Raw genomic sequence first — 13,135 nt, 5'->3', positions numbered from 1 at the left:
GATCAGAAGAATTTGTGCGTAAGGTATTTTATAAGATTTTTCGAGAAAGTGTAATTAAATCTTCTTTTGGAAACTGTGGTAAAAATGTACATATTGCCGAAAAAAGTGATATTAAGGGAATTGGCAACATTAGTATAGGAGATGATGTTGCGATTGGCCCTCATGCATTGTTGTGGACAACACGAGCAAATATTATCATTAAAGAGAAAGTAATAATTGGCCCAAGGCTTAGTATCATCACAGGCGATCACAAAATAGATGTGATAGGAAAGTATATGTTTGATGTTACAGATGATGAAAAAGATGAAGATGACGATCAGGATGTAATTATTGAAAAGGATGTTTGGATAGGGGCTAATGTAACAATTCTTAAGGGAGTAACTGTGGCTGAGGGGGTGCGTTGTAGGAGCGGGAACCGTGTTAACTAAAAGTACTCAGCCTTATGGCGTATATGTAGGAGTACCTGGTAAACGCATTTCTGAAAGATTTAAAAACAAAGAATTAGAAGATCATATAAAGATTTTGCAAGAAAAATCCAAAGGGTGATTTTAATATGAGAACAAAATATACAATAAATGAATTGTTATTTAAGGCATATTTGATATGTGTGGTTTTAGGGTGTATATTAAGAAATATGTTTGGTGAATGGGAGCCGATATATGATACATATACGTTTGTTAGTAAGGGAAGATGGGGAACTTTCTTTTTGAATTTTTCAAGTATTATTCTTTTTGTGTTGATATTTAGATGTAGTATACATTACATAAAAAAAATCCATGTAGGAATAAGAATTTTGCTTATAAGCTTGATTTTTTATTATTTGATTTGGACTATATTGTCATTAGATAAAGCACCTATTCAATCTGTTTTTTTTGAAGCAATTTCTACATCTGTAATTTTGTTGCCAGTGTCAGCACTGCTTGGCTTTGATGATAATATATGGAATATATTGAAGGATGAATTATTACGTATAAATTTACTCTTTTGTTGTTGTTTTTATATTGCTGTTTTTTCTTTTTGGTCTAATTATGGAATAAATTGGCCCATGAATGCGTCATATAAAGGAATATTTTCATGTTGGTTTACATCTGCTTGTATTATGACCTTTATAGAGTTCCCCCAAAAAAATAAAAGGAAAATAATATACTGTAATTTATTGTTTATCATTGCCGCTGCGTTTATTACACAGTCAAGAGGTTGGGTATTGCAGACATTAATACTATTATTTATATTTGTTGCTGTTTTGGGTAATAGGAATAGATATGTTAAGATTTTAATGGGATTTTTGCTGATTATTATTGCAGTATTGGGAGTTTCTTATGTTTTTCCAGAGATTACAGGAAATTTATTCAATAGAGGATTGGAAGATACCAGAAGTGGACAATACGTAATCTTTTTTGCGCAGCATTCATGGGAAGATTTGATCTTTGGATTGGGTATAAATGCTTCTTATAGATATCTGGGAAATGCGCATTATACCTATTTCGATAATCAGTTTATGTTTGTCATGTTCCATTATGGAATCTTTCCAGTGATTGTTTGGCTATGTGTATATGCATCTGTTTTTAAAAATAGCAGAGTATATAATGAGCAAAATAGGATAGTGCTTCAAGCAGCAAAATTTGTTGGATTATTTATATTATTAGCGTATATGGGAGTTTCTACATATTATCAAATTGAGTTGGGATATAATGGTGTTATTGTAATGATACTTATTGGAAAAGCTTTAAGGGAAAAATATTATGGGAATTCATAGATTAATGAAAAAGATAACGTTTTTAATAGGCAGTCTAGGTGGAGGCGGTGCTGAAAGAGTTACAGTTGCCCTAGCTGATTATTTTTGTGAAAGCGGTTATGAAGTGTTTTTTATTGTATTTTCAAAGGTAAATAACAATTATGAGATTAATCCGAAAATCAAAGTTGATTATTTACCGGAGAACACAGGGAAAAGTGCAATATTTTTGAGAATAAAAGAATTGAAAAGAATATTGAAAAATCAAGAACCAGATTATGTGATTTCGTTAGGTTTAGGATATCAATATTTGATATTAGGAAATTTATTAAATAAATATAAATTTATTTTATCGGAAAGAAATGCTCCACAATTTTTTTACAATTGGTATGAGAAGATTTATGTAAAATATAGTTACAAAAAAGCATATAGAGTGGTTTTCCAAACTGAAGATGCAAAACAGTATTTTGGTAAGAATTTAGAGAAAAAATCAAAAGTAATTGCAAATCCTATTACGTCATCAATTCCGAATCCATATGATGGAGTAAGAGAAAAAAGAATTGTAGCTGTAAATAGATTAAGTCAACAAAAAAATTTACTTATGCTACTCAGAGCAATGAAAAGAGTTTTTGATATATTTCCAGAATATATTTTAGAAATATATGGTAAGGGAGAACAACAAGAGGAATTAGAAAAATATGCTAAAGAACTAAAAATTTTTGATAACGTAAAATTTATGGGACAAAAAGCAAATGTTCAAAAGTATATAGTAAATGCTGGTGTTTTTGTATCATCATCAGATTATGAGGGAATGTCTAATTCAATGTTAGAAGCTATGGCAATAGGACTTCCTGTGGTATGTACAGATTGTCCGATAGGTGGTGCTAGAATGGTTATAAAAAATAACATTAATGGTATCCTTACACCTGTTGGTGATGATAAAAAATTTGCTGACGCGATAATAGATTTGCTTAGTAATCCTAAAAAAGCTGATAAGTTGGGGAAAAATGCAAGTTTATTGCGTGAAAAACTAAGTGTTGAAATAATAGCAAAAAAATGGGAAAAGTTGTTGAAAGACTAACACGTTAGAGGAAAAATTGATGAAAAATGGTTTAAAAAAACAAATTATTTCAGGATTATTTTGGAAGTTTGGAGAAAGAATTTTAGCACAGGGAGTATCATTTATTGTATCTCTAGTGTTGGCAAGAATGTTACTCCCAGAAGAATATGGGAGTGTTGCATTAGTTCTAGTATTTATAAATTTAGCTAATGTCTTTGTGTCAAATGGGTTGGGTGAAACATTGATTCAAAAGCCAAATGCAAAGCAAAGTGATTTTTCAACAATGTTTTTTTGTAGTTTATTTCTTTCATTACTTTTATATGTTTTTTTATTTTGTTCAGCACCCTTTATTGCAAGATTTTATAATAATGAACAACTTATATTGGTTCTTAGAGTATTAGGGTTACAAGTGCCGCTTTCATCGGTGAATACTATTCAGCAGGCCTATGTATCTAAACATATGATGTTTCGAAAATTTTTTTATTCAACAGTTGGGGGGACTTTGATCTCGGGTTTTGCAGGGATTGTCTTGGCATATAATGGCGCTGGAATTTGGGCATTAGTTACTCAGTATATGACAAATACAATTATAAATACATTTATTTTGTTTATTACAGTAAAATGGTATCCTACGTTTGAGTTTGATAAGGATTCTGCAAAAACTTTATTTTCATTTGGATGGAAATTAGTAGCTGCTCAATTTATGAATCAATTATATGTAGAATTAAAAAATTTATTTATTGGTAAAATTTATACACCGGCAGATTTGGCATCTTACAATAAGGGCGAACAATTCCCGTCAGTATTAGTTATGAATATTAACAGTGCAATAAGTAGTGTACTTTTTCCAGCAATGTCTATAGCGAATCAGGAAAAGGGTAAATTAAAAGAATTAACAAGACAATCTATTATGATGAGTTCATATGTTGTGTTTCCAATTGTTACAGGATTGATAATAGTGGCGGAACCAATGATTCGACTTCTTCTAACAGATAGATGGATCTCTTGTGTTCCTTTTTTACAAATTAGTTGCTTATTTTGGATGTTTCAGCCATCTCAGACAGCAAATGTACAAGCAATTAAGGCGTCTGGAAGAAGTGATATATGTTTAAGGTTAGAAATGATAAAAAAAGCGATAGGTGTTATTCTTTTATTTATTGCGATACAGATTAGTCCATTAGCAGTTGCTATTATGAATGCTGTTTTTGCAGGAATTTCAGCATTATTAAATATTTTTCCAAATAAAAAATTAATAGGATATGGTATTGTAGAGCAGATGAAAGATATTTTACCATCATTAGTATTGTCAATAATTATGTATGTTCTAGTTTCTCCTATAGTAAATATTGGATGTGCAGATATAATAACAATTTTTCTACAAATTTGTTTAGGAATAGTTATTTATATTATAGGTTCGTACGTATTAAAGATAGAAGCGTTTTTGTATATTTTGAACTTAATTAAAAAAAATAACTTAAAAGTTATATTTAGGAGTAAAAAGAGTCATTCAAAGTTCAGTCTGAAAGAAAAATAAGGGGAAGAGGGGTTGCCGATTCCAGCCCTACAAAGTATACAATATTGAAAAATATTTAGTAGAAAAAGATCTGGATTTAACGGCAACATTTGATGAAAATCTGCTTATATTGTCAATAGGTAAGATTCAGTTTTTGATGATGTCCGTAACAAAGTGTATACAAGAGACTTGTATCAAAAGGATTAATTTTTTTAAAAATATAAAGGAGACCAGCTATGAAAAGTCAAGTATAAATTAGCCAGAAATTCAATTTTTTTGTTTCGGGTAAAAAGGGTAACTTTAATAAAGCTCCCTAAAAGCCCTTTTTCAAAATCTATCGATTATGGTATGCAGACCTCTTATTCGAGGTTAAATTCTACTTCGTCAGTGAGCATCTTCCAGATGACTCTGACAAGCTTGCCAGCACAGTGTCCAAGGGCATTGTAGTGGGTTCGGCCTTCAGCTCTCTTGGCATCATAATAAGCCGTGAAAGTAGCGTTGTTTTTAACAACATTGTGAGCTGCATTTATAAGGGCATAGCGTAATACCCTTGAACCACGCTTGGACATTCTGGTTCTCTGTGCTTGGAAATTACCAGACTGATGAACCGATGGATCCAGTCCGGCGAACGCAAGCAGTTTCTTTGGTTCTGAGAAACGGTGTATATCACCAATCTCACCAAGGATCATCCCGCCATTGATGAAACCAATTCCGGGAATGGTCATAATCACAGAGTGCAGGCAGGTGACAAGATTTGCCATTTCAAGCTCTGTGTGAAACAATTGGCTATCCAGTAACTCAATCTGTTCAATGGTGTGAGTTATCTGAATAGATAAAGAACTGTCATTGACACCGACAGACTTCTGTGCGAGAACTCTTAATTCTCTGGCTTTCTCCTTACCGAAATGGTCGTGGGAAGCAACTTCGAGAAGGTGAGCAAGATGGGTCATATGCATAGAAGCAATGGCAGTTGGTGTCGGAGCCTCTTTAAGGAGGGCATAGACAGAATTCTGATGCAGGCCAGATTTGAAGAAATACTGTAGTTCAGGGAAAACCTGATCCACATAAGAAGTCAGCTGTATTTTTAAACGGGTACGCTGCTTCACCAGTTTCTGACGGAATCTGACGAGCTCTTTGAGTTCAATATAATCCAGATCATCCAGGGGCATGAATCGTAAGGAGTCCTGCATCATAAGGGTTTTAGCAATAACAAACGTGTCGACTTTATCAGTCTTAGTCTTGCGTACATTATTTTTACGCATAGAAGAAGTCTGAATCGGGTTTAGAACACACACTTTAAAGTCCTTGCTGATAAGAAAACGAACAAGGTTGTCACCGTAGTGTGCCGTTGACTCAAGACCTATGATGATGCTGTTCTGGTCAAGTGGTGCCAGTTTAGAAAGCAGCAGATAGAAGCCATCATAGTCATTTGTGAATTTGAACGGCTCAATGAGTATCTCGCCGTCGGAAGAAATCGCAGCGGCGAAATGGTTAAGTTTGGCAATATCAATGCCGACGTAAATCATGAGGTTGTACCTCCCTTTCATAAAGTCTGATACCGTGGTATCCACCAACAATTATCATCGTAGACTTGATTGAAATAAGTACTCTGAGCAAACGCTCTGGCAACATCCAGCTAATAAACAATTCAGATAAAAGAGATGGCAATACACTCCTGTTGAGTAGTCAAAGCTACAGAAAAAAATCAAAAGTCACAGTATCTGAATGTATTAAACCACGAAACAAAAAAAGAAAGGAAGTATGTTGTTTTTGCTTCTAATAACATCATACAAGTATTTGATGAAGAACGATAAAACAAAGGAAATTATATATATAGGAGATGTGGGCAAACCTAATACGGCACTATCGATACATGCTCAAAATATGGCTCGTCTTTTCGGAAATTTGGGATATCATACGACATTTATTTGTGATGATTATGAAGGTATGAATAAAATATCAGATGAGACAGATCTATTTAATTATTGTTATACATCAAAATTTATAACAATACCTAAGATTTCAACTATAGAATGGTTGATAGATGAATTGACTGGTTGGAAATACAGAAAGATTTTAAAAGAAAAAATAAAAAATAAAAAACCAGAATTTATTTTAATGTATGGTTATGCAGGTGAGTCATGGATGGTGAAATACTGCCATAAAAGGAGGATTCCTTTTTTGGTTGAAAGAGTTGATTGGTTTGAAAAATCTGACAGAACAGGATTTATTGAAAGAGAGCTCATCCAAAGACAAGTTGATAAAACAATATTAAAAATAGATAAATATGTAGATGGTGTTATTTCAATTAGTAAATTTTTTAAAGAATACTATTATAAAATGAAAGTCCCAACAATTTTTGTTCCACCTATTTTTGAATTTGGAAATAGTGATATATTAGAAAAATATGAAAGAAGTTCGATGCTTCATTTAGTTTATGCTGGTAGTATAGGTGGAAATAAAGATTATATTTTGCCGATATTGCAAGCTGTAAAGCATATAAATTTAAAAAAAATACATATTCACATGGATCTTATAGGAGTGACGTTAGAGCAGCTTGAAAATGTAACAGGAGAAGTTTGTTGGCAAAAATATGGTATTGATATTCATGGAAGAGTGTCGAATAGTATAGCAAAAAAAATAATTCAAAGAGCAGATTTTAGCTTTCTTCTAAGAGAAAATAAACAATATGCAAAAGCTGGATTTTCTACTAAATTTGCAGAAAGTATGTGTTTAGGAGTGCCTGTGATTTGTACAAAAGTTGGAGGTGCAGATTCAGTGATAACACATATGTATGATGGCATTTGTTTGGATAATAATGATATATTAACAATAGAAAAAACATTGATTATTTTGATGAATAAGTCGTCAGAAGAAATAATAGAAATGAAAAATAATGCATATATTACTGCAAGTAGAGTATTTAATATTGATAGTTATACTCAAGAAATGAGTGGATTTTTAAATAAACTAAAGGAGTTATATGAATAAAATAAGAAAAATAGTAAAGATAATAATTGATAAGAATTTTCGTACAATGGTGCTAGGAAGGCGCGGATTTTATAAAACAATGCCCGATGATATATATCTAAAAAGAGTATTTAAAAGTTCAATGGGTAGAGCATTAGATTTAGAGAATCCAAAAACTTATAATGAAAAGCTTCAGTGGCTAAAAATAAATGAACGAAGACCTGAATATACGATGATGGTTGACAAATACAAAGTTAGAAATTATATTAAACAGGTGTTGGGAGAGGAGTATTTAATTCCAATGTTAGGTGTATGGGATGCACCAGAGGAAATAGATTTTAATAGTTTGCCAGATAAATTTGTATTAAAATGTAATCATAATTCTGGTAGAGGAATGTATATTTGTACGAATAAAAAAGAACTTGATATTAGGAGTGTAAAGAAAAATTTAGAAAAAGGTTTAAAAGAAGAGTATTATTATGCAGGTAGAGAATGGCCATATAAAGATGTTCCAAAGAAAATAATTGCAGAAAAATATATGATTGATCCCGATACAAAAGATTTAAGAGATTATAAGTTTTATTGCTTCAATGGCGAAGTGAAGTTTGTGATGATTAATTCTGATAGAAATTCTGACCAGCCCACAAAAGCAGATTACTTTGATAGAAGTTTTAATTGGTTGGATTTTCAATGGGGATATGAACATTCACGTATTAAACCTGAAAAACCGTGTAATTATGAGAAAATGATAGAAATAGCTGAAAAATTATCTCAAAATATGAAGCATGTTAGAATTGATTTATATTATTGTTCGAATAAGATATACTTTGGAGAAATTACATTTTTTGATGGAAGTGGATTTGATAAAATTGAACCAATAGAATGGGATTACAAAATTGGAAATTGGATAGAATTATAGGGAGAATTAAATGGATACGAAGATACTAATTGGTGCGGATATGGTTCCTACAAAAAGCAATTATGCAGAGTTTATAAAAGGTAATGTTGAGGCACTTGTGGGAGAAGCAATGTGTGAATTATTGCACGAAATGGATTTCACAATATTTAACTTGGAAGTTCCTTTAACAGACATAATATCCCCACTTCAAAAGTGTGGGCCTAATTTACAAGCCTTAAGTAAAACAATTAATGGCATAAAAAAACTAAATCCTTATTTTTTTACATTAGCGAATAATCATATTTTAGATCAAAGAGTTCAAGGATTAAAAGCAACGATGGAAAACTTGAATAGAGAAAACATAAAATATGCGGGTGCAGGTAACAATTTAAAGGAAGCATCTAAACCGTTTATTTTTGAAAAAAATGGAATAAAAATAGGCATTTATTGTTGTGCCGAAAGAGAATTTTCTATTGCTACAGAAAATAAAGCAGGTGCTAACCCGTTCGATCCATTAGTCAGTTTAGATCATATTAAATTATTAAAAAAAGATGTTGATTATGTAATTGTACTGTATCATGGAGGAAAAGAACATTATAGATATCCTTCGCCAAATTTGCAAAAAATATGCCGACGTATTGTTGATAGTGGAGCTGATTTGGTTGTTTGTCAACATTCACATTGTATAGGATGTTATGAAGATTGGGAAACTGGAAAAATTATTTATGGACAGGGAAATTTTCTATTTGATGATTCGGATTCAGAGTTTTGGAAAACATCTTTGTTAATTGAAATTATTTTTAAAAGTAAAAATGATTTTTCGATTAAGTATATACCTATTGTAAAAGTAGGAAGCGGAATTAGGTTGGCTGAAAATGAAAAAAAGGAAGAAATAATTAACGGATTTGAAGATAGAAGTAAAAGCATTATTGAATCAACTTTTATAGAAACAGAGTATTCAAAATTTGCACAACAACATATTAATGCATATTTAAGAACAGGGATGCCACATAATACTAGTTTGCTTAATAGAGTGTTTAATAAATTATCAAAAGGAACATGGTTTGAAAGAAGAATAACAAAAGATCAAAAACTTGCGTTATGTAATTATTTAGAATGCGAAGCACATAGAGAACTTTTTCTTCAAGGATTAAAAGAGTCTTTATGTGAACTTCCGAAAAAATCTCCCCTCAACAAATTTTAGGGCTAATAAGGTATAAAAATATTGAAAATTCGGCATTTGGAGAGAATCTGCATTCCTCCAATATCTCTTATTCTCAGAACCGTTCCTCTTCCAATGATAACCGGCTGATGATCTCTAGGTCAGTTGTTTATCTAGGAGTTGGATGCTTCGAATATCGATGATCTGGCAAAGGCTGTTCAGCAGATTTTTGGTGACACTTGGACGAATATCATTGGCACTCGTTATGGAGAAAAGTTGTTTATGGGGAAACAATGGGGGTGCACTCCATAAAGAAAACAGAGCAACTGGATGCAGAAGGTACGATTAAGAAGATTATGACGACAGAGTATGTACAGAATGCACTGAAGGGAAGTAAACGGTAGATAGTCCGTACCTGCGAGTATTCCGATGCAAGATGATCGGACAGGCGGCTCTGCCGCACCGTAATATTCATGTTGAAAGTACAATAACAAGTATCTTATAAAAAGAAAAGGAATTAAAATAAAATGGGAAAATATTTTGGAACAGACGGTTTCCGAGGAGAAGCTAATAAGAATTTAACAGCAGATCATGCGTATAAAATCGGGCGTTTTTTAGGCTGGTATTATGGTGAATTAAAGAAGCAATCAGGTGATGACACACCAGCTCGTATTGTAATTGGAAAAGATACTCGCCGTTCAAGTTATATGTTTGAATATTCTTTAGTTGGAGGTCTGGTAGCATCAGGAGCGGATGCTTATCTTCTTCATGTGACGACTACGCCATCTGTTGCCTATGTTGCACGAGTAGATGAATTTGATTGCGGTATTATGATTTCAGCAAGCCATAACCCATACTATGATAATGGAATCAAGTTAATTAATGGCAATGGTGAAAAGATGGATGAAGATACAATTTCTTTGGTGGAAGCATACCTTGATGGTAATTTGAATGTATTTGGCAAAGATTATGCAGAGATTCCATATGCTCATCGGGACGAAATTGGATGTACAGTAGATTATGTTTCTGGAAGAAACAGATATGTGGGTTATCTGATTTCCCTGGGTGTTTATTCATTTAAGGGTATGAAAGTGGGACTTGATTGTGCCAATGGTAGTTCATGGAATATTGCCAAAGCAGTATTCGATGCATTGGGAGCAAAAACATACGTAATCAATGCAGATCCAAATGGCACCAATATTAATACAGATGCCGGTTCCACTCATATTGAGGGATTGCAGAAATTTGTAGTCGAGAAAGGACTGGATGTTGGTTTTGCTTATGATGGAGATGCAGATCGTTGTCTTTGCGTAGATGAAAAAGGAAATGTAGTCGATGGAGATGCAATTCTTTATGTTTACGGAAGATACATGAAAGAACGTGAGAAATTGATTACAAATACTGTTGTTACAACGGTAATGTCCAATTTTGGACTTTATAAAGCCTTTGATGAGCTTGGAATTGGTTATGCCAAAACGGCTGTTGGTGATAAATATGTTTATGAGTATATGCAGAAAAATGGTTGTCGACTTGGAGGGGAGCAGTCGGGTCATATTATTTTTTCAAAATATGCTTCAACAGGGGATGGTATTCTTACCAGCCTTAAAATGATGGAAGTTATGATGGCAAAGAAAAAGAAAATGAGTCAGCTCACAGAGGATTTACATATCTATCCACAGGTCCTTGTAAATGTCAAAGTCAAGGATAAAGCGGTTGCACAGGCTGACAAAGATGTCCAGGAAGCTGTTCAGAAAGTTGCTGATGCTTTAGGTGATACTGGTCGTATTCTTGTTAGAGAATCAGGTACAGAACCTTTGATTCGTGTAATGGTAGAAGCGGAGACAGAGGAAATATGTAAGAACTACGTTGATGATGTTGTTTCTATAATTAATAAGAAAGAAGCAGCAAGATAAGCAAAAAAAGAGGAGTAAATAATTATGTGTGGAATTGTTGGATTTACAGGAAATGAGCAGGCTGCTCCCATTTTATTAGATGGGCTGTCTAAGTTAGAATATCGAGGATATGATTCAGCAGGAATAGCTGTTCGTGATGGAGAGAAGCAAGTAGATATTGTAAAGGCAAAAGGTCGCCTTAAAATTCTTGCTGAGAAAACAAACGATGGCAAGGCAGTAATTGGTTCATGTGGAATTGGACATACCAGATGGGCAACACATGGAGAACCATCAGAAAATAATGCACATCCACATAGAAGCGATGATGGAAACATTGTGGCAGTACATAATGGTATTATTGAAAATTATCAAGAATTAAAAGAAAAACTCGTAAGAAAAGGATACACTTTTTATTCTGATACAGATACAGAAGTAGCAGTGAAGATCATTGATTATTATTACAAAAAGTATGAAGGAACACCGGTAGATGCAATTAACCATGCTATGGTGCGTATTCGTGGTTCATATGCTTTAGCAGTGATGTTCAATGATTATCCAGAAGAAATATATGTTGCGAGAAAAGACAGTCCAATGATTCTGGGTATTGAAAATGGAGAGTCTTACATTGCTTCTGATGTACCAGCTATTTTAAAATACACAAGAAATGTGTATTACATCGGGAATATGGAAATGGCTCGTGTAAGAAAAGGTGAGATTACTTTCTACAATCTGGATGGAGATGAAATCGAGAAAGAGTTAAAGACTATTGATTGGAATGCAGAAGCAGCGGAAAAGGCTGGTTATGAGCATTTTATGATGAAAGAGATTCATGAACAGCCAAAAGTGGTAGAAGATACAATCAATTCTGTTGTAAAAGAGAATACGATTGATTTATCAGCAGTTGGACTTTCTGAAGAGGATATTAAAGATATTAGTCAGATTTATATTGTTGCTTGTGGATCAGCTTATCATGTAGGTATTGCAGCACAGTATGTAATTGAAGATTTAGCAAAAATTCCAGTTCGAGTAGAACTTGGATCAGAATTCCGATATAGAAAACCACTTCTTGATAAAAATGGTCTGGTAGTAGTTATTAGTCAGTCTGGAGAAACCGCAGATAGTTTAGCAGCACTTCGAGAAGCAAAAGAAAAGGGAGTACGAACATTAGGTATTGTAAATGTTGTTGGTTCTTCAATTGCCAGAGAAGCTGATTCTGTATTTTATACTTTGGCGGGACCTGAAATTGCTGTCGCTACAACAAAGGCTTATAGTACACAGCTTGTTGCAACTTACGCTTTAGCAATCCAATTTGCAAAAGTTCGTGGAGAAATTTCAGAAGAAAGATATGTTGAACTTATTAAAGAAATAAAAATTTTACCAGAAAAAATTGCAAAGATTTTAGAAGACAAAGAACGTATCCAATGGTTTGCGTCAAAACAGGTAAATGCCCATGATGTATTCTTTGTTGGAAGGGGCATTGATTATGCAATTTGTATGGAAGGTAGCTTAAAGATGAAAGAAATCAGCTATATTCATTCAGAAGCATATGCAGCCGGAGAATTAAAGCATGGAACAATTTCTTTAATTGAAGATGACATTCTAGTAGTAGGAGTATTGACCCAGCCAGAACTATACGAAAAAACTATATCCAATATGCTAGAATGTAAGAGCCGAGGAGCGTATTTGATGGGACTGACCACTTTTGGAAAGTATAACATTGAAGATACAGCAGATTTTACAGTTTACATTCCCAAAACAGATCCGCTTTTTGCAACATCACTTGCAGTGATTCCATTACAGTTACTGGGATATTACATCAGTGTAGCTAAAGGCTTGGATGTAGATAAACCACGAAATCTGGCTAAGAGTGTGACAGTAGAGTAAAATTATTACTTAGATAGGAGAGGC

12 protein-coding genes are annotated in these 13,135 nt (G+C 33.3%); 11 read left to right on the top strand and 1 reads right to left on the bottom strand.

The window, feature by feature from the left end:
• Nucleotides 1-14: 14 nt before the first annotated feature.
• Genes HED67_RS17370 through HED67_RS07375 form a run of 5 tightly spaced genes read left to right on the top strand, consistent with a single transcriptional unit; the run spans nucleotide 15 to nucleotide 4,326 of the window.
• The gene (locus HED67_RS17370) at nucleotides 15-428 is read left to right on the top strand and encodes an acyltransferase (RefSeq protein ID WP_221717910.1); all 414 of its coding nucleotides are present in this window, start codon (nucleotides 15-17) and stop codon (nucleotides 426-428) included.
• Nucleotides 418-546: a hypothetical protein gene (locus HED67_RS17220; RefSeq protein WP_260702725.1), complete on the top strand. Its 129-nt coding sequence runs from the start codon at nucleotides 418-420 to the stop codon at nucleotides 544-546. Before HED67_RS17370 ends, HED67_RS17220 begins: the two co-directional genes overlap by 11 nt.
• Before the next feature lie 7 nt (nucleotides 547-553).
• The gene (locus HED67_RS07385) at nucleotides 554-1,756 is read left to right on the top strand and encodes an O-antigen ligase family protein (protein WP_221717909.1); all 1,203 of its coding nucleotides are present in this window, start codon (nucleotides 554-556) and stop codon (nucleotides 1,754-1,756) included.
• Entirely contained in the window at nucleotides 1,743-2,813 is a 1,071-nt protein-coding gene (locus HED67_RS07380) for a glycosyltransferase (protein ID WP_221717908.1), read from the top strand. Before HED67_RS07385 ends, HED67_RS07380 begins: the two co-directional genes overlap by 14 nt.
• A 19-nt stretch (nucleotides 2,814-2,832) precedes the next feature.
• Nucleotides 2,833-4,326: a lipopolysaccharide biosynthesis protein gene (locus HED67_RS07375; RefSeq protein WP_221717907.1), complete on the top strand. Its 1,494-nt coding sequence runs from the start codon at nucleotides 2,833-2,835 to the stop codon at nucleotides 4,324-4,326.
• 338 nt (nucleotides 4,327-4,664) lie between these two features.
• Here the strand turns inward: HED67_RS07375 and HED67_RS07370 are convergent, their stop codons facing one another.
• A complete protein-coding gene (locus HED67_RS07370; protein ID WP_221717906.1) occupies nucleotides 4,665-5,831 on the bottom strand; it encodes an IS110 family RNA-guided transposase in 1,167 nt (388 codons plus the stop codon).
• 274 nt (nucleotides 5,832-6,105) lie between these two features.
• Here HED67_RS07370 and HED67_RS07365 point away from each other — a divergent pair, with 274 nt between their 5' ends.
• From HED67_RS07365 to glmS, 6 genes are all read left to right on the top strand, one after another.
• Entirely contained in the window at nucleotides 6,106-7,296 is a 1,191-nt protein-coding gene (locus tag HED67_RS07365; RefSeq protein WP_221717905.1) for a glycosyltransferase family 4 protein, read from the top strand.
• Nucleotides 7,289-8,194: an ATP-grasp fold amidoligase family protein gene (locus HED67_RS07360; protein WP_246612146.1), complete on the top strand. Its 906-nt coding sequence runs from the start codon at nucleotides 7,289-7,291 to the stop codon at nucleotides 8,192-8,194. The genes HED67_RS07365 and HED67_RS07360 overlap by 8 nt, the downstream gene beginning before the upstream one ends.
• 10 nt (nucleotides 8,195-8,204) lie before the next feature.
• A complete protein-coding gene (locus HED67_RS07355) occupies nucleotides 8,205-9,377 on the top strand; it encodes a CapA family protein (protein WP_221717904.1) in 1,173 nt (390 codons plus the stop codon).
• Nucleotides 9,378-9,574: 197 nt separating this feature from the next.
• Complete coding sequence (locus tag HED67_RS07350) at nucleotides 9,575-9,739, top strand: hypothetical protein (protein WP_221717903.1); 165 nt, start codon at nucleotides 9,575-9,577, stop codon at nucleotides 9,737-9,739.
• Nucleotides 9,740-9,862: 123 nt separating this feature from the next.
• On the top strand, nucleotides 9,863-11,248 hold the full coding sequence (gene glmM / locus HED67_RS07345) for a phosphoglucosamine mutase (protein WP_221717902.1): 1,386 nt from the start codon (nucleotides 9,863-9,865) through the stop codon (nucleotides 11,246-11,248).
• 24 nt (nucleotides 11,249-11,272) lie between these two features.
• Nucleotides 11,273-13,111 (top strand): glutamine--fructose-6-phosphate transaminase (isomerizing), encoded by a 1,839-nt coding sequence (gene glmS / locus HED67_RS07340; protein WP_221717901.1) that lies wholly within the window; start codon nucleotides 11,273-11,275, stop codon nucleotides 13,109-13,111.
• Nucleotides 13,112-13,135: the final 24 nt, after the last annotated feature.

The sequence above is a fragment of the Pseudocoprococcus catus genome (assembly GCF_019734885.1).
GTDB lineage: Bacteria > Bacillota > Clostridia > Lachnospirales > Lachnospiraceae > Coprococcus_A > Coprococcus_A catus.
Note: the sequence above shows the minus strand (reverse complement) of the source record. Positions and strands in the feature narration are given on the sequence as shown.